We start from the raw sequence: 18,790 nt of genomic DNA on the forward strand, positions 1-18,790 counted from the left end.
TCCCTGCCGGCATAAGGGCCTCGGTCAGTCGGCCTGGTGGACCGCAACCAGCGCACTGGTCACGGCCGCTGGCGTGGCATTGCCGAGCGCGGCGTAGGCCGCACGCAGCGCCGCCATAAAGCGCTTGTCGGCCGAGAGCGGGGCGAACACCGCATCGAGCTGGAGGAAAGCCGCGACATCGCCGTCCGGGTCGCCCGTGGTGGCAACAGCAAGGCTGGAAAGCACCTCGTTCAGCGGATCGACCAGGGCCACGCCGTTGCGTGCCTGTCGGCGCACGAAATGCATCCACGCGGCGATGGGCAGGCATAGTGGCGCGATCGATCGGCCCAAGGCGAGCGCATCGGCGATCGTACTAAGCAGACGCACCGGCAGCTTCTGCGAACCGTCCCAGGCGATCTGCGAAAGGCGATGGCGGATCGACGGATTGCGGAAGCGTTCGAGGATCGCATCGATATAGGCACCGGCATCCATGCCTTCCGGCAGGGCGATGGCCGGTGCAATGGATTCGCGCATCAGGCGTCCCACGAAACCCGCGAGCCTTGGCTCGCTCATGGCATCGCCGACGGTTTCGAGGTCCATCAAGGAGCCGAGGTAGGCCAGGGATGAATGCGCGCCATTGAGCAGGCGAAGCTTGGCGCGATCGTAACCGGCGATGTCATGGCTCATGGTGGCGCCGACGCACTCGAACGGTGGACGCTCGTTGCAGAAGCGGTCTTCGATCACCCACTGAGTATATGTCTCGCGCTGGATTGGCCACGCATCCACGCAGCCCAGCTCGCTCTGGACGCGCTCGCGCAGCGCATCGTCGGTAGCCGGCGTGATGCTGTCCACCATCGAGCAGGGAAAGGCGACCTCGGCCTCGATCCACTCGGCCAGGTCGGCATCGATGCGCTGCGCAAATTGCAGGGCGGCGCGGCGCAGGCGATGGCCGTTGTCAGCAAGATTGTCGCAACTGAGCACGGTATACGGAGCCAGTCCCAGCTGCCGGCGTGCACGCAGGCCGGCGACGAGATAGCCGATCGCGCTATGCGGCGTCGAAGGCGAGGCGAGGTCATGCACGATGTCAGGATGGCTGACGTCGAGATCCTGCCCGGCCAGGCAGTAGCCCTTTTCGGTAATCGTCAGCGTCACCAGTCGTACCGCGGGATCGGCGAGCCGGGCCAGTACCGCGGCAGGTTCCTCGCGGGCGCACAGCAACTCGCGGATCGAGCCGATCACGCGCAGCTGGCTTTGTTCGCCCAGCAGGGCGAGGGTGTAAAGGCCGTCCTGAGGTTGCAGTGCGTTGCGGACGTCGGTGCTGTGCAGGGACACGCCGCAAATCGCCCAGTCCGGATGATCGGCCAGCAGGTCGTCGAGATACACCGCCTGATGCGCGCGATGGAATGCACCGGGGCCGAGATGGACGATGCCGATGCGGGTATCGGCTGGCTCATAGGCCGGCTTGCGTACGGACGATGGCAGGTTGGCCAGCGCTTGCAGGGATAGGCGCGTGGCCGCTTGCGATTGCATCCCGGCCATCAGCGTTTCACCTCGAAGCCGCCCTGGGCGAGGAACGCGCGCATATCGGCCTCACGCAACAAGTTCACGTCGCCGGGTACGGAATGCTTCAAGCAGGCGGCTGCGATGGCGAAGTCGAGTGCGTCCTTGTCGCTCATATGGCGCAGCAGGCCGTGCAGCAGGCCGGCGGCAAACGCATCGCCGCCGCCAATGCGGTCGACGATGCCGCTCAGCGCATACGCCTTCGTGCTCAGCACCCGTTCGCGCACGGCCAGCATGCCCGCCAGTTCCTGGTGGTCGACACTGCGGTGCCTGCGTTCCGTCGCCGCCATATGGCGCAGGCGCGGCCACGCCGTGAAGGCGGCGGCCGCGGCGGCGGCAAAGCGCTCGGCGGCACTCTTGTAGGGAAAGTCCATGCCAAGGATCAGGGCGACGTCGCGGTCGTTGCCAAAGATCAGGTCGGCCTCGGCCACGATCTCGCGCAGCAGCGCCGGCGCCTCCACCACCCGCGAGCCCCATAGCTTGTTGCGGAAGTTGCAGTCAAACGAGATGGATACGCCCGCTTCGCGCGCTGCCCGCACGGCCGCCAGGGCGGCCTGCGCCGTGGGTTTGCCCAGGGCCAGGTTGATGCCTGATAGGTGCAGCCACTGCGCGCCGGCAAGCAGGCGAGGCCAGTCGTAAGACTTGGCCGAGGTGCGCGCGAATACCGAATCCGCGCGGTCGTAGAGCACTTCGGAAGGGCGTTGCATCGCGCCGGGCGAGAGGAAATACAGACCCATCCGACCTTCGGCATAACGCAGGCTCGAAGTATCCACGCCATGCCGGCGCAGCTCACCCGCACAGGCATGCCCGAGCATATTGTCCGGCAGTGCGGTGATCATGGCGCTGTCGTGGCCGAGGATGGCGAGCGATGCGGCGACATTCGCTTCCGCGCCGCCGAAGCGCACATCGAAGTGCGGCGACTGCAGCGGCAGCTCATGGCCTGGTGGCGATAACCGCATCATCAGCTCGCCGAAGAAGACGACGCGGCTCTTGCCGTGGTTGTTCTTGGATTCGTTGCGCATTGCGTTTTCCATCAGTGCTGGACGACGACGTCCTTGGCCAGGCGGATATCGGCGCTGGATGCGCCGATCTGCACCTGGTACTTACCCGGATCGACGGCATAGGCATGCCGCACGTCGTCGTAATACTTGAGATCGTTGGCGGGCGAGACATCGAAGCTGACAGTGCGCTCCTCGCCCGGTTGCAGGTTGACTCGCTGGAAGCCGCGCAGTTCCTTGGTCGCGCGCGCATGCGGGGCAGCCAGCGGATGCAGGTACAACTGCACCACTTCCTCGCCGGCGCGCTGGCCGGTGTTCTTCACCTTCAGCGTGACTTTCAGGTGATCGTTCGCCGCCACCGTGTTGCGGTCGAGCTGGAGATCCGCGTAGCTGAACTGCGTATACGAAAGGCCATGGCCAAACGGATACAGCGGCTCGCCCTTGAAGTAGCGGTAGGTGCGCCCGCTCATGCTGTAGTCGTCGAACGCCGGCAGCTTCTCGTCGCCCTTGTAGAAGGTCACCGGCAAACGGCCGGCGGGATTGACGTCGCCGAACAACACGTCGGCCACGGCATTGCCGCCGCGCTGGCCGGGATACCAGGCGAACAGGATCGCCGGCACATGCTGCTTGGCCCAGTCGACGGCCAGCGCCGAGCCGGCGGTCAGCACCAGCACCACGGGCTTGCCCGTCGCCTGCAGCGCTTCCAGCAGCTTTTCCTGCGTTTGCGGCAGGCGCAGATCGGTACGGTCGCCGCCGGCAAAGCCGGGATAGTTGACCTTCATCTCCTCGCCTTCCACGTCGCCGGTCAGGCCACCGACGAAGACCACCACGTCCGCATGGCGTGCCGCGTCGAGCGCTTCCTCGAGCGGCGGCTTCGCACCGGGCAGGCGCCAGGCCAGCTGCACGTCGGCGTTCTTCGCGCCCTTCGCGTATTCAAGGCGCAGGTCGTAGGCCTTGCCCGCGACCAAGTCTACGAAGGCGCTTTGGCTGTGCGGGTTGGTTCCGCCATTCCAAGCATCGATCAGCGGTTTGCCGTCGAGGTAAAGGCGAAAACCGTCGATGGCCGCAGCGCTCAACTCATAGCGGCCCGTTACCGGCGGCACCAGCTGGCCGCTCCAGCGCACGCTGAAGTGATTGTTTTCCAGGGCCTGCGCGGCGGGCAGTTCGCCACGGCTGATCAGGTCATCGACCGGCGTGCTGTGATCCCAGCGAAAACTGACCTTGGCGTCCGTGCGCGTCAGCACTGGCGCCGAGGCAAAGTCGTTGCCGCGGAAATACTCGCCCTTGAGGCCATGCTCCGTCGCGTTGGCCGAGGGACGCAGATAGCTCGGCTCGATCAGGGTCGCCGCACCCGGCCCATTCAGGCCTTCGACCAGGGCAGCGCCATGGGCATAGCTGACTTGCGCGTTCGGCACGGCCTGGCGGATGCCCTGCAGGATGGTCACCGGCGCGGCCGGCGTGCCGTAGTAATTGCCCAGCAAGGGCGCGACTTCATCCGCCGTCGGGCCGATGACGGCGATGTGGCGGATGTCGTGCGAAAGCGGCAATACGCCATCGTTCTTCAGCAGCACGATCGATTCCCGCGCGGCGCGTCGCGCCAGCTGATCGTGCGCCGGTGACTGGTTGGCGGTAGCGGGAATCTGCGCCCAGCGCACGCGTTCCGGCGGGTCGAACATGCCAAGCCGGAAGCGGGCGAGCATCAGCCGTTTCAGCGCGGCATCGATCTCGCTTTCGCGGATCAGGCCCTGGTGCACGGCGGCGGTCAGCGCCGCATAAGTCTTGCCGCAGTTCAGGTCGTCGCCGTTCTTCACCGCGAGTGCCGCCGCCTGTTCGGCGGTGGCCACGATCTTGTGATGCAGATAGATGTCTTCGACCGAGTCGCAATCGGACACGACATAGCCGTTGAAGCCCCAGGTCTTGTGCAGGATGTCCTGCAGCAGGCGCGGACTGGCCGAGGCCGATTCGCCATTGACGCGGTTGTAGGCGCCCATCACCGCATCGACCTTGGCTTCCTGCACGAGCGCCTGGAACGCTGGCAAATAGGTCTCGAACAGATCGCGTTCGCTGGGATGCACATCGAATTGATGGCGTTCCGCCTCGGGGCCGCTATGCACGGCGAAGTGCTTGGCGGTCGCGTCGAGCTTGCGGTACGTCGGGTCATCGCCTTGCAGGCCGCGCACGAAGCTCACGCCCATGCGCGAGGTGAGGAACGGATCTTCGCCGTAGGTTTCCTGCCCGCGACCCCAGCGTGGATCGCGGAAGATATTGATATTCGGCGACCAGAACGTCAGTCCCTCATAGCGGGCGTGCATGTCGTGCCGCTCGAACTCGTTGTATTTGGCGCGTGCCTCGTCGCTGATCGCCGTGGCCACCTGGCTCATCAAGGCGGTGTCGAACGTCGCCGAGAGGCCGATCGCCTGCGGGAAAACGGTGGCCTGGCCGGCGCGCGCAACGCCGTGCAAACCCTCGTTCCACCAATCGTAGGCGGGCACGCCCAGGCGCGGTATCGCCGGCGCACTGTTCTGCATCTGCGCCACCTTTTCCTCCAGCGTCATGCGCGAGACGAGGTCGGCGGCGCGCTCTTCGAAGCTGCGCTGGAGGTCGAGATAGGCGGGCGTCGGCGCCGGCGCGGCCGTAGCCGGCGCACAGAAGGCCTGGGCGCTTAGCGTGAGCAGGGCGGTGGCCGTGATCGCGCGCCATGTCGGCAACGACGAACCAGGGCATCGAGCCATCGATGGTTTCTTGAAACGGTTGTGCATGTTCATGGCTTCTTATTCGTTACCAAGCTGACGCGCATAAGGTCCCACCACCGCGCCGACGAAGCCGCCGGCCACATCGGTGCTGAGCAGGGTTCCGTCTTCGTCGCGACCCAGCCACTTCCAACCGGAACCGTCGTCATAGCCGAACGAATAACGGCCACCGTCGGCACTGATTTTCAGCTTCAGTTGCCGCGTGTCCTTTGGCAGCGTTGCCGTAGCCACCAGTACCTTGCCGTCGCCACGGCGTCGCTCCAGCGACAGCACCACCTGGTCGCCAATCCGCTTCGCGCCCATGGCATACCAGTAGTGCTCGTTCTGGAAGCTTGCGATGCCGGCTTCGGTGCCGGCCTCTGCCGGCACGCTGAGCGAGGTGCTGGCCTCGAACACCAGATGTTGTTGGCGGCGTGCCAGGAAGGAAGGGTTGTGCAGCGTGTCCAGGTCGTCCGGCAGCGGGTGGATCGCCAGCTTGCCGGGGTGGCTGCGCAGGTCGGCCCACTCCTGCTTCGGCACACGCACGTACATCCAGGCGGGATCGAGCGTGGTGCTCGCAAACGTATCGCGCCAGTCGAAGTTGCCGCTCTGCGGTGTCTGCGTCGAATCGCGCTGCATGAACGTCGGTCCCGCGGCGAGCTGCGGAATCGCGCGGCCATGCGGCAGGATCGTCGGCCAGCCATCCTTCCAGGTGACCGGCAGCAGGAAGGTCTCGCGGCCGGTGTTGTAGTGCACGCTGTCATACGCACGGCTGGCCAGGAACACCGCCCACCAGCTGCCGTCGGGCGTCTCGACCAGGTTGGCATGGCCGGCATTGGTGATCGCGTCGGCACGATCGGCAGGAAGATCGCGCTGGGTCAGGATCGGATTGTCTGCGTACGGTGCGTACGGTCCCCATACCGAGCGGCTGCGCAGCACCACCTGCGAATGCTGGGGACCGGTGCCGCCTTCGGCGCAGACGAGGTAGTACCAGCCCTGGCGCTTGTACAGGCGCGGTCCCTCGATCCAGATCGGCTTCTTCGACAGATCGACGCCGCCGTTGATCACCACGCGACGTGGGCCGAACGGCTGGTGATGCGCGAGATCCAGCTCCTGCATCCAGATCGCGCGATGCCCTTCGTATAGCGGTTTGCCTTCGGGCGCGTCATTGTTGAGGAGGTAGACCTTGCCGTCGTCGTCGAAAAACAGCGAAGGATCGATGCCGCCGATGCTGGGCAGCCAGATGGGGTCGGACCACGGACCGGCGGGATTCTTGGCGGTGGCGATGAAGTTGCCGCCGCTGTCGACCGCCGTATTGACCACATAAAAGGTGCCGTCGTGATACGCGATGTTTGGCGCGAACACGCCACGCGACAGGCTCAGGCCGTCGAAATTCAGCTGGGACGGCCGCTCGATGACGTGGCCGATCGGCGTCCAGTGCACCAGGTCGCGGCTCTCGTACACCGGAATGCCGGGGAAGTAGCCGAAGCTCGAGGTGACCAGGTAGTAGCGGTCGCCGACCCGGACCACGCTGGGGTCCGGGTTGAAGCCGGTGAGGATGGGATTGCGGTACTGGCCCGGCGCCAGCGGCTGCTCGAAGGCCTGGTCGTGGCCGCGATACTCGAACCAGTCGAACAGCACCGGTTCCTGCGCACGCGCGGACATGCCGAGCATGCCGACGATCAGCATGAGGCCGGCACGAAGGGGAGTACGCTTGCTCCCCTTCGATGCGGAGACAGGGCCTGCGGCGAGGCCGAATAGCCGGGCCAGCGCCATCACCAATCCCACATCGAGCCGTCTTCCAGGCGCGCGATCGGCAGCTGCTTCGGCGCGTAGGGATAACGTGCCGCCAGCTTCTCGTCGATGGTGACGCCGTGACCCGCCGATTCGCCGCAATGCAGGCGGCCTTCGCGGAAGTAGTAGTCGTGCGGGAACACTTCGTTCGCTTCGTCCGAATGGAACATGTATTCCTGGATGCCGAAGTTCGGCACCCAGGTATCGAAGTGCAGCGCGGCGCCCATGCATACCGGCGACAGGTCGGTGGCGCCGTGGAAGCCGGTGCGCACCTGATGCAGGGCGGCGAAGTCGGCCAGGCGACGCAGATGGGTGATGCCGCCACCGTGCACGATGGTGGTGCGGATGTAGTCGATCAGCTGGTTCTCGATCAGGTGCTTGCAGTCCCAGATCGAGTTGAACACCTCGCCCACTGCCAATGGCGTCACCGAATGCTGGCGGATGATCTCGAACGACTTCTGGTTTTCCGCCGGCGTGGCATCTTCCAGCCAGAACATCCGGTACGGCTCCAGGCTGCGTGCCAGCCGCGCCGCTTCGATCGGGGTCAGGCGGTGATGCGCGTCATGCAGCAGTTCGACGCCGGTGCCGTGGTCGGCGCGCAGGCGCTCGAACAGCTGCGGCACGATCTCCAGGTACTTCGGCGTCGACCACACCGTCTCGGCCGGCAGTTCGCTTTCAGCGGGCTCATAGGGCTTGCCGGCGGTGGAAATGCCATAGGCCTTCTTCACGCCCGGCACGCCGCATTGCGCGCGCACGGCGAGAAAACCCTGCTCGATATAGGCGCCAACCTGTTCGGTGGTCTCGCTGATATCGCGGCCATTGGCATGGCAGTACACCAGGGCGCCTTCGCGCGAGCGGCCGCCTAGCAGCTGGTAGACCGGCATGCCGGCGAGCTTGCCCAGGATGTCCCACAGAGCCATGTCGACGGCGGCAATCGCGGTCATGGTGACCGGGCCGCGCCGCCAATAGGCACCGCGATAAAGGAACTGCCAGATGTCCTCGATGCGGCCCGCGTCGCGGCCGATCAGGTTCGGCACGACGTGTTCCTGCAGGTAGGCAGCCACGGCCAGTTCGCGGCCGTTGAGCGTGGCGTCGCCGATGCCGCTGATGCCCGAGCGCGTCTCGATCTTCAGCGTGACGAAGTTGCGTCCCGGGCAGGTGACGATGACGCGTGCGGCGATGATTTCGCGGTCGCGCGCCGAACCATTGGCGGTGACTTCAGGGGAGGGAGTGGGGCTCATGGCCGGGTTCCTTGCTTGGCTTCTTGTGTGGGCGTGACGGGCAGCTCGAACGGTCCGGCCGGCAGGCCGGAGCCGTCGTAAAGCGTGCAGATCGGGCTGTCGGCCCAGCAGTAGCGCACGCGCTTGATCTCGCTGGCGGGCAGCGCCGCGCGCAATACCACCTGATGGCCGTGGATATCGGCGCTGGCGTAGTGGCAGGAGTCCGCCTGGGCTCCGCAGAGTTCAAAGCCGACGGGTTGCTCAGCGCCGTAGACGATGAGCTGGTCGGTGACGTCGCCAAACGTGAGCGTGACCGCGTCTCCATGGTGCTGTGCCGACGTGGGCACCGGGCCGGACGGCGGCAAGGCCTCGCCATAGATCACATGGCGCGCGGCGCGGGCGAGGCGTCGCCCCAGTTCCTGTTTGTTCGCCGGATGGATATCGGAACGCTCGCCGATATCGACCGCCACCGCGAGACCGGAGTGCGGGTCCTGCAATGCAGCCAGGCGCTGTGCCTCGCGCACCTGGGCCGAGCCGCTTTCCACCGGGTGGGTGGGCGCCGGACCATAACCGGCGAGCTGCACGATCAACATCGGCTGGTTGGCGCCGAAGCGCGCGCGCAGGTCGTTGCGCAGGCCGTCTAGCAGCGCCAGGTAGTTGGTCGCGCGACTCGTGTTCGATTCGCCCTGGTACCACAGGATGCCGCGCAGGCCGTAGTGGCCCAAGGGCGCGATCATGCCGTTGTAAATCGTGCTCAGGCCGGAGGTCGACAGCCACGGCGGGCTCGGCGGCTGCCCGTAGGACGCAGGCACTACCTGGTACTCCCAGGCGTCGCCCAGGGCCACCGTCGAGCCGTCGGCGAGGCGAAGTGCACGCTTGGCCGTCGGGCCATAGAGGCCATCATCGCGATAGGTGCCGAGCACGTTGATGACGACGAGGTTGTCGCCTTCGTGCAGTACGCCGGCCGGCAGCGTGTAGCTGCGATCGTCGCCGCCATAGCCGGTGCCGACCCAATGGCCGTTGATCCAGGTCTGGTCGGCTTCGTTGACTGTGCCCAGCGACAGCACCGCGCCCTGAGCTGCCTGTGCTGCGGTGAGTTTCACCGTGGTGCGATACCACAGCATGCCGGTGAAGTTCGCCAGCTCCGGCATCTCCCAGCGCTGCCAGGCGCCGCGCTCGAGCGGTGCCGGGCGCCAACCGTCATTGGTGACATGCGCGGGGTTCCAGGGTTCGTCGGTCGCGCTGACGCCGGGGCGCGCATGCCACCAGGCCTGCCACTGCTGCGCCCACTGCTGGCCCGCGCCGGCCGGGTCCTTGGCGTAGATATTGAGCAGGTCCAGCGACGCGTCGTAGCCGCCGACCTTGCGCAAGGCCTGTGCGCTCATCCACGGCTCGATGCGCGAACCGCCCCAGGCCGAGACGATCAGGCCCATCGGCACCTGCACGGTCTTCTGCAGCTCGCGTGCGTAGTAGTAGCAGGCGGCCGAAAACTCCGGAATGTTTTCCGACGTGGTCTTCAACCAGTGATTGGCGGCAGGGATGCTGTCGCGTGGCGTGACGCTGCTGATGTTGTCGACGGTCAGCATGCGAATGCGATCGTTCGAGGCGTTCTGGATTTCGGAGCGCGAATCCAGCGTGCGCTTGACCTGCAACACCATATTGGACTGGCCGGAGCACAGGAACACATCACCGACCAGCAGGTCGTTGAGCGTCTGCGAGCTGCCGTCCGCCGCCGTCACCTTCAGCGTATAAGGGCCGCCCGCGGGCAGGGCCGGCAGCGAGGCCTGCCAGCGTCCGTCGGCTTCGGCACGCGCATTGATGTTCTTGCCGGCGAAGGCGACCTGCAGCTTTGCGCCGGGCTGGGCCTGTCCCCATACCGGGTTGGCGCGGTCGCGTTGCAGCACCGCGTGATCCTGGAACAGGGTGTTGAACAGCGGGGCGTCGTCACTCCTGGCCTGCGCGGCGAAGCTGCACAAGCCTAGCAGTGTGGCGAGCGCGGCGGCGCGCGGACGGGCCTTGAAATCGTTAGGCATAGCGTGGGTCACCATGGTCAATGGCCAGGTACGTACGGGAAGGAAAGCGACTGGTAATACGCAAGCGGATGCTGTGGCGGCGCGAAGCCCGGCGGCAGCGGCAGGCCGGAGACACTCTGGAAGTAGGCGATGCTGGCGTCGCGCCACCACTGGGCCTCCTTCTCCTGGATGGCCAGGAAGGCGGCGACCTGCTGGTAGCGCTCCGCATCGATATGGCTGTCCAGACCGCGCCACGTTTCGCGCATCTGCTTCACCTCATCCACGCCGCGGGTGTAGTGCGCCACCAGCTCGTACCACAGCGTCTGGCCGGAGCGCATGCGGTAGTCCCACGGCAAGTGGTGGAACCACAGCAGGTCCTGCTCGGGCGTCTGCGCCGCGTCATTGAACTGCGCGGCGAGCGGCGCCGCGTACTGGGCAACCGCGTTGCTGCCGCTGCTGTCGCGATCGAAGCCGATGCCGTGGCTGTCCGCGCGGTGGTAGTAGACCGGGGTCCAGTCGGCCCGTGGGCCGCCGTCATACCAGGGCTGCGGGCCGTAATGGTGGCCATTGCCCATCAGGTGATGCAGGCCCAGCGGCGTCATATAGTCGACCACCGCCTCGCGCGAACCCATCATCATGTCGACGACGGGTTTGACGAAGGCTTCGTCATTGCTGAAGGTCATGCGCACCCATTCCTCGGCGATGGCGCGCGACGACAGCGACGGGTTCCAGGCCAGGCGGCCGAAGGCGAACCAGTTGGCCTGGTTGAAGTCCGAACCGGCCCAGTTGCGGTCCGTGCCGATATTGGCGACGCCGGCCATGCCGGTCAGCGCGTAGCCGTGCAGCGAACCGTCGATCACCCTGGCCACGGTGGAGCCCTTGCCCTGCACCATGGTGTCAGCCCGCAAGGTCTCCTCGAACAGCGGGCCCAGATAGGCCAGGTGGGTGGCGAAGCCCAGGTATTCCTTGGTGATCTGGAATTCCATCATCAGCGGCGTCTTCGGCATCGCGCCAAACAGCGGGCTGAACGGCTCCCTGGGCTGGAAGTCGATCGGGCCGTTCTTCACCTGCAGCAGCACATTGGCGCGGAAGCGGCCGTCGAGCGGCTTGAATTCCGTATAGGCCTGCTTGGCGCGATCGTCCGGCTGCTCATGCGAATAGACGAAGGCGCGCCAGATCACGATACCGCCATGCGGTGCGAGCGCATCGGCCAGCATGTTGGCGCCGTCCGCATGGTTGCGGCCGTAATCCTGCGGACCCGGCTGGCCTTCGGAATTGGCCTTGACCAGGAAGCCGCCGAAATCCGGCACGTACTGGTAGATCTCGTCGGCTTTCGCCCGCCACCAGCGTTGCACCTGCGGGTCGAGTGGGTCGGCGGTCTTCAGTCCACCGAGCTCGATCGGCGAGCTGAAGCGCACGCTGAGAAAGACGCGAATGCCATACGGGCGCAGCACGCCGGCCAGTGCCTTCACCTTCTCCAGGTACAGCGGCGTCAGGATCTGGGCGTTGGCATTGACGTTGTTGAGGACGCTGCCGTTGATGCCGATGGAGGCGTTGGCGCGCGCATAGTCGGCGTAGCGCGGGTCGAGCCAGTCCGGCAGCTTCTGCCAGTCCCAGATCGAGTTGCCGGCGTAGCCGCGTTCGACATGGCCGTCCAGATTGTCCCAGTGGTCGAGCACGCGCAGCTTGATGCGCGGCGTTTCGCGCAGGTCGAGATGCGCGATCGATTGGGCGGTTTGCAGCAGGCGCAGGAAATGGAAGGCGCCATACATGACGCCGACATCGTCATTACCGACGATGACCGTCGTCGCATGGCCCGCCACGATGACGCTGCGGATCAGATAGCCGTCGCGGCCGAGATCCTTGGTGCTGAGGCGCAACTGCGCAATCAGCGGTGAAGAAGCGGGCGTGCCGGCGACGATGGCGCCGTCACTGCTGACGCTGTCCGACAGCGGCGGCGCATGGCCAAGCAGCCCACCCAGGCCGCGCAGCAATTCCTGGCGAGTGACCGTCTGGGTGGGTGTCGCGGCGCCCACGATCAGCTGCGAGGCATGCTGGCGATAGGTCTCCGCTTGCGCGGACCCGAGCGGGCGGTAGCGCAACCACAGGTCGTAGCCATCCTCCGCCCATGCCTGCATCGCGCACAGGGTCATAGCCAGCATCAGGACGGCCAGCGCGAAGCGGCGGCAAAGCGAACGCTTGCGCGCATGGCCGCCGGGCATCGACGATGTCGCGCGGATTGTTTTGCTGGAAGCAGATCCTGGTACCGCTAACATATGCAAGAATTTCCCCGTATCCGATCCCATCTCACGACGGATATCGCTCGATGGCCACCGTGACGCGACTTGTGCGGCAGCGAACCCGCTAGAAGGAAACGGCATTGAAGAAGACAAGCAAGAAATCGGTTCGTCGCAAGGGCTTCGCCGTCACCATCGATGAGGTGGCGGCGCTGGCCAAGGTGTCGCCGATGACGGTGTCGCGCGTCGTCAATGGTCACAGCACGGTACGCGAATCGACCCGCGAGCGCGTGATGCAGGCCGTGAGCGAACTGGGCTATATCCCGAACCAGGCCGCGAGTTCGCTGGCAGCCGCCCAGGATGCGCGCATCGCCCTGATCTACACCAACCCCAGTGCCGGCTACCTGCGCGAGCTGCTGCTTGGCGCCCTGCACGGCACGGCGCGCACGGCGGCGCAGCTGGTCATCGATGACTGGGACGGGCTCGACACCAGTGCCGAGCGCAAGGCGGCACGGGCGCTGGCCAAGGGCGTGGCCGGCGTGATCCTGCCGCCGCCGTTGTGCGAGTCCAAGGTGGTGATCGAAGAACTGGTCAGTGCCGGGGTGCCCGCCGTGGCGATCGCCTCGGGACGCTTCAACCACGAAATTTCCAGCGTGCGCGTCGACGACTTCCTGGCCAGCAAGGAGCTCACCGAATACCTGATCCAGATGGGCCACACGCGCATCGGCTGCATCAAGGGCCATCCCAACCAGACGGCCAGCACGCGCCGTTTCGAGGGCTACCAGGCGGCGCTCAAGGAAGCCGGCATTCCGTTCGACGCGGCCCTGGTCCAGCAGGGTTACTTCACCTATCGCTCCGCCCTGCCGGCCGTGGAAACCTTGCTGGCCCTGCGCAAGCCGCCGAGCGCGATCTTCGCCGGCAACGACGACATGGCGGCCGCGGCGATCTCGGTGGCGCATCGGCGTGGCCTGGATGTGCCGCGCGATCTCTCCATCGTGGGCTTCGACGACACCTCGGCCGCGACCACGGTCTGGCCCGAGCTCACCACCATCCGCCAGCCGATCGCGACCATGGCCGATTCGGCCATCGACATCCTGCTGCGCACGATTCGCCGCAAGGAGAACGACACCCGCGTGGTGGTCGATCATGTCGTCGCGCATCAACTGGTCAAGCGCGACTCCGTCGCGCCCTACACCGCGCCCAACGGCAAGTCGCGGGGCTGACGAACAGCCCCGCTTCTCGTCAACGGCTTCGGTGGGGCGAAGCCGAGCCTCGGTGGGGCGAGGCCAGGCGGGCGAGGGTGCGTTCACCCTAGCCCTCCATCTGTTCCAGTTCCTTGCCGCGGGTCTCGTGCACATAGCGCTGCACGAAGAACACCGACACCACGGCAGCGGCGGCATAGAGACCGTAGGCGCCGGCCAGGCCGATGCCGGCCAGCAGGATGGGGAAACTCACGGTGATGACGAAGTTCGAGGTCCACTGCGCGGCGCCGGCCACGGCCAGGCCCGAGCCGCGGATCTGGTTGGGGAACATTTCGCCCAACATCACCCACATCACCGGGCCCCACGACATATTGAAAAAGGCCACGTAGACGTTGGCGGCGACGAGGGCCAGCGTGCCCATCGGATGGGACAGCGCCAGCTTGCCGTTCGCATCCACCCCGGCGTTGGCGAACGCGACGGTGACCAGGATCAGGCTGACGGCCATGCCGAGCGAGCCGATCCACAACAGCGGCTTGCGGCCGACCTTGTCGATCAGCATCACGGCGACCAGGCAGGCGCCGATGCTCAAGGCGCCGGAAAGCACATTGATCAGCAGCGCATCGTTCTCGGAAAAGCCGACGGCTTGCCACAACACTGCGCCGTAATAGAACACCACGTTGATGCCGACCAGTTGCTGGAACGTGGCCAGGCCGACGCCGACCCAGACGATGGGACGGATCTTGCCGCTGACTTTGTCCACCAGGTCGGACAGGCGCGGGCGATGGCGGTCGTGCGCCAGCGAGGCGCCGATCTCGGCCAGCATGCTGCGTGCCTTGCCTTCGCCATACAGCTGGGTCAGCACCGCCGAGGCTTCCGCATCGCGCTTGCGCACCACCAGATAGCGCGGGCTTTCAGGGATGAACAGCAGCGAGACGAAGAACAGCGAGGACGGCAGCGCCTGCATCCAGAACATCCAGCGCCAGGCGGCCTGGTTCAGCCATAGCGTCTCGGTCGACGCGCCGGCCGCCTTGGCCAGCAGGTAATTGCTGAGGAAGGCACAGAACAGTCCGCCGATGATGGCGATCTGCTGCACCGTCGCCAGTCGGCCGCGGTAGCGTGCCGGTGCGACTTCGGCGATATACGCGGGAGCGATGACGCTGGCGGCGCCGACGGCGAAGCCGCCCATCACGCGCGCAGCCACAAACAACAACGCCGTTCCCGCGGCGCCGGCGCCCAGCGCCGACAGCAGGAACAACACGGCGGAGATGATCAGGACCGCGCGTCGGCCCCACAGGTCGGACACGCGCCCGGCGAAAAACGCGCCGAGCGCGCAGCCCAGCAGCATCGAGGCGACCACCAGGCCGACGACGGTCGAACTGGCGTGGAAGGTGGTGCTGAGTCCTTCGACCGTGCCGTTGATGACGCCACTGTCGAAGCCAAACAAAAAGCCGCCAAGCGTGGCGACACAACTGATCTGCACGATGAGCCGGGTGTTCTCTTCAGCCCTCGCGGGGAGGGCTCTTTCCAACAGGACGTTATCCATACTTTAGGTATCTCTTGGCCATAGTCTGGGTTCCGTCCACCTGTGAGTTGTGGCCCGGCGCACCGTGGATGGCGCCTCTCCCGGGAGGGTGGAGAGGCGCCATCCCGTCTTCAACGCGATAGATGCAGGTTGAGCAGGTTCTCGTAGCGTTCCTGCTTGCCGCTGCGCTGGGTCGGCTCACCGTTCTTCACGGCCAGGGCACGCAGGTCGTCCAGGCTCAGCTTGGCCTGTTCGAAGTCGCGGCCGGGACCGTTGTCGAAGCTGGCGTAGCGATCCGCACGCCACTGTTCCCACGGCGAAGCGGTCAGCAGCGAATGGGCGACTTCCAGGCCGCGGGCGAACGAGTCCATGCCGCCAATGTGGGCGAGGAACAAGTCGTCGGCGTCGGTGGATTCGCGGCGCACCTTGGCGTCGAAATTCAGGCCGCCCGGGGCGAGTCCACCCTGGCGCAGGACCACCAGCATGGCGCCCACGGTGTCGTAGAGGTCGGTCGGGAACTGGTCGGTATCCCAGCCGTTCTGCGCATTGCCGCGATTCGCGTCGATGCTGCCGAGCAGGCCGTGGTTGGATGCCACCTGCAGATCGTGCTCAAACGTATGGCCGGCCAGGGTGGCGTGGTTCGCTTCGATATTGAGCTTGAAGTCCTTGTCCAGGCCGTACTGCTGCAGGAAGCCGGCGACGGTGGCGGAGTCGAAGTCGTACTGATGGTTCATCGGCTCCATCGGCTTCGGCTCGATCAGGAAGTTGCCCTTGAAGCCGATGCTGCGGCCATAGTCGCGCGCCATGGTCAGGAAGCGGCCGAAGTGTTCCAACTCGCGCTTCATATTGGTGTTGTGCAGCGAGGCGTAACCTTCGCGACCACCCCAGAACACGTAGTTGCTGCCGCCGAGTTCGACGGTGGCGTCCAGCGCGGCCTTGATCTGCACGGCGGCGCGAGACACGACGGCGAAATCGGGATTGGTCGCCGCGCCGTTCATGTAGCGGGGATGGCTGAACAGGTTCGCCGTACCCCAGAGCAGCTTGACGCCGGTGGCGTTCTGGCGCTCCTTGGCCAGCGCGACCATGTGCTTCAGGTTCTTCTCGTACTCGCCGATGTCATCGGCATCGGGCGCCATGTCGATGTCGTGGAAGCAGTAATACGGCACGCCGAGCTTGGTGAAGAACTCGAACGCGGCATCGATCTTCGCTTCGGCGCGGCCGAGCGGCGTGGACTCCACGTCCCACGGATAGTGGCGCGTGCCCGGGCCGAACGGATCGTGGCCCATGTTGCAGAAGCTGTGCCAGTAGCACACGGCGAAGCGCAGATGCTCGGCCATGGTCTTGTCGCCGATCTTCTTGTTGGCGTCGTAGTGCTTGAACGCCAGCGGATTGTCCGACTGGCGGCCTTCGAACGGGATGCTGCCGATGCCCGGGAAGTATTCGCGTTTGCCGATGAAAGGGGTGCTCATGAGGTTCAAATCCTTGTCGAGGAGTGAGGGCGTCGGAGTCGGCGACGCATCAAACGGTGTGCGTGGATTAACGATTCGCGTAGAAGGAGACGGCTGCGTCCAGGTGGCGCAGGAACTGGCGATAGGAATTTCGGTAGGCGGTGGCCGCCTTGGCGTCCGGGCGCGTGGAAAGCGCCGGTTCGATGAGCACATGCTCGCGCGCCAGGTCGGCAAGCGCCGTGCTTCCGCCATTCGCGTGGTCATGCGCCCATAGCGCCTGCAAGGCCGCGCCAAAGGCGGCGCCTTCGGCCTGGGTCGGCACGTCCACCGGAAGCTCGAATACGTCGGCCACCATCTGCCGCCACGCGGCGCTATGGCTGCCGCCGCCCGTGAGGCGAATGGCGTCGAAGCGCAGGCCGGCCTTCAGCCAGGCGTCGTAGCCGTTGCGCAACGCATAGGTGGCGCCTTCCATCGCGGCACGATAGGCATTGCCGCGCGTGAGGTTGGCCATGTCGACGCCGAGCAGGCTGGCGCGTGCGTTTGGCATGTCCGGCGTGCGCTCGCCGTTGAAGAACGGCAGCATGACCAGGCCGGCGGCGCCAGGCGCGGTATCGGCCATCACCGAATCGCCATCACGGCTGCTGAAACCAAACGCACGCGCCACGCTCTCGGTGGCGACCGTGCAATTCATGGTGCAGATCAGCGGCAGCCAACCGCCGGTCGACGAGCAGAACGCCGCCCAGCTGGCGTCATTGCTCACCACCGGCTGGTCGGCGTAGGCGAACAGCGTGCCGGACGTGCCCAGGCTCATGCTCAGCACGCCAGGCACCACGTTGCCGGTGCCGATCGCCGCCATCATGTTGTCGCCGCCACCGGCAGAGACGCGCACGTTGCCCGGCAGGCCGAGTTCGTCGGCGATGGCCGGCGCGATGGCAAAGCTCGCGTCCGCCTCGACCAGCGGCGGCAGGCACGCCGCGAGGTCGCGCTGCGGATCCGTCGCGGCCAGCATCGACGCGGACCATTGACGCGTGCGCACATCCAGCCAGCCGGTACCCGATGCGTCGCCGCATTCCATCCAGCGTTCGCCGGTGAGCCAGAAGTTCACGTAGTCATGCGGCAGCAGGATCGTCGCCAACTGCTGATAGACGCCCGGCCGGTGCTTGCGCGTCCACGGCAGCTTCGATGCGGTATAGCCGGCAAGGATGGGATTGCCCGCCAGCTCCAGGCAGTGCTGTACGCCGCCGGCGTTCGCGGTGATCTCGTCGCACTCAAGCTGCGTGCTGGTATCGCACCACAACTTGGCCGGTGCCAGGACCTTGCCGGCCGCGTCGACCGGCACGAAACCATGTTGCTGTCCCGAAACGCCAACGGCGATCACGCGTGCGCGCAGGCTCGGATCGAGTTTCGCGAAGCAGGCGCGGATCGCGTCGATCCACCACTCGGCATGTTGCTCGCGGCTGCCGTCGTCGCCAGCGATCAATTCCAGCGCGTGACCATGCGTGGCGACGACGCGACGCAGGGAAGGATCGTAAGCAACAAGCTTGACGCTTTGGGTGCCGACATCAAGTCCAACAACAAGGCTCATCTGCATTCCACGACGGTAAATGTTAGCGCTACCACTTAAGCTAACGGAGAAGCATGAGGCTGGCAAGAACGGCTCGCATGTCATTTGCACGGGGAGAAAAACCAGGCGCGAGCGACGCCACGAGTGCGCACGTCAAAAGCCATGCCGCATTGCAAAAATTACGTCGGGCAGTTGTTCGAAATGGCGGCGTTGGGAGGAAGGTCGATGCCCACGCGGGAAGACCCGGCTGCTGCGTAGCGTCGCCCCAAGCAGGCATGCCCATCCCGAGGATGGATTTCGCAAGCCGCGTCGCTAGGCCAATTCAAGTCGCGTGCTCGCGATGGAGCGCGCATGAAGGGCGAGGGCGAGCCTGCCGGGCCTGAGCATCATTTCCTGCCGCTTGGATGTGCGCGAGAAAATGCTGTGGTGCGTCAGAAGCTGGGCTCTCATGGCGGCGTGACGCTCACAGGCCAATGCCATGCCGGTGAACCCACAGGGTGGATTCTGGGATGCATCACCCGGCAT

General features: G+C 65.7%; 11 protein-coding genes. 1 reads left to right on the top strand and 10 read right to left on the bottom strand.

Going from position 1 to position 18,790, the window contains the following annotated elements; genetic code table 11:
- Positions 1 to 24: 24 nt before the first annotated feature.
- The 7 genes from OUZ49_RS11815 to OUZ49_RS11845 form a co-directional block, all read right to left on the bottom strand.
- Entirely contained in the window at positions 25 to 1,509 is a 1,485-nt protein-coding gene (locus tag OUZ49_RS11815) for a mannitol dehydrogenase family protein (protein WP_465251861.1), read from the bottom strand.
- Positions 1,510 to 1,517: 8 nt separating this feature from the next.
- A complete protein-coding gene (locus tag OUZ49_RS11820; RefSeq protein ID WP_266150613.1) occupies positions 1,518 to 2,561 on the bottom strand; it encodes a sugar kinase in 1,044 nt (347 codons plus the stop codon).
- Between the two features lie 11 nt (positions 2,562 to 2,572).
- Entirely contained in the window at positions 2,573 to 5,269 is a 2,697-nt protein-coding gene (locus tag OUZ49_RS11825) for a beta-glucosidase (protein ID WP_380003788.1), read from the bottom strand.
- 39 nt (positions 5,270 to 5,308) lie between these two features.
- The gene (locus tag OUZ49_RS11830; protein WP_266150614.1) at positions 5,309 to 6,955 is read right to left on the bottom strand and encodes a glycoside hydrolase family 43 protein; all 1,647 of its coding nucleotides are present in this window, start codon (positions 6,953 to 6,955) and stop codon (positions 5,309 to 5,311) included.
- A gap of 86 nt (positions 6,956 to 7,041) precedes the next feature.
- Positions 7,042 to 8,301, bottom strand: coding sequence for a D-mannonate dehydratase ManD (gene manD / locus OUZ49_RS11835; protein ID WP_266150615.1), 1,260 nt, complete (start codon positions 8,299 to 8,301; stop codon positions 7,042 to 7,044).
- Positions 8,298 to 10,313, bottom strand: coding sequence for a sialate O-acetylesterase (locus OUZ49_RS11840; RefSeq protein ID WP_266150616.1), 2,016 nt, complete (start codon positions 10,311 to 10,313; stop codon positions 8,298 to 8,300). Before OUZ49_RS11840 ends, manD begins: the two co-directional genes overlap by 4 nt.
- A gap of 17 nt (positions 10,314 to 10,330) precedes the next feature.
- Positions 10,331 to 12,454 (bottom strand): alpha-glucuronidase family glycosyl hydrolase, encoded by a 2,124-nt coding sequence (locus OUZ49_RS11845; protein WP_266150805.1) that lies wholly within the window; start codon positions 12,452 to 12,454, stop codon positions 10,331 to 10,333.
- 305 nt (positions 12,455 to 12,759) lie between these two features.
- Here OUZ49_RS11845 and OUZ49_RS11850 point away from each other — a divergent pair, with 305 nt between their 5' ends.
- Positions 12,760 to 13,752 (top strand): LacI family DNA-binding transcriptional regulator, encoded by a 993-nt coding sequence (locus OUZ49_RS11850; RefSeq protein WP_380003790.1) that lies wholly within the window; start codon positions 12,760 to 12,762, stop codon positions 13,750 to 13,752.
- A gap of 88 nt (positions 13,753 to 13,840) precedes the next feature.
- Here the strand turns inward: OUZ49_RS11850 and OUZ49_RS11855 are convergent, their stop codons facing one another.
- The 3 genes from OUZ49_RS11855 to xylB form a co-directional block, all read right to left on the bottom strand.
- Entirely contained in the window at positions 13,841 to 15,274 is a 1,434-nt protein-coding gene (locus OUZ49_RS11855; protein ID WP_266150618.1) for a sugar porter family MFS transporter, read from the bottom strand.
- Between the two features lie 110 nt (positions 15,275 to 15,384).
- The gene (xylA, locus tag OUZ49_RS11860; protein ID WP_266150619.1) at positions 15,385 to 16,722 is read right to left on the bottom strand and encodes a xylose isomerase; all 1,338 of its coding nucleotides are present in this window, start codon (positions 16,720 to 16,722) and stop codon (positions 15,385 to 15,387) included.
- Positions 16,723 to 16,789: 67 nt separating this feature from the next.
- Complete coding sequence (gene xylB / locus OUZ49_RS11865) at positions 16,790 to 18,286, bottom strand: xylulokinase (RefSeq protein ID WP_266150620.1); 1,497 nt, start codon at positions 18,284 to 18,286, stop codon at positions 16,790 to 16,792.
- Positions 18,287 to 18,790 lie beyond the last annotated feature (504 nt).

Origin of the sequence: Dyella halodurans, assembly GCF_026283925.1 — a bacterium.
GTDB classification, from domain to species: Bacteria; Pseudomonadota; Gammaproteobacteria; order Xanthomonadales; family Rhodanobacteraceae; genus Dyella; species Dyella halodurans.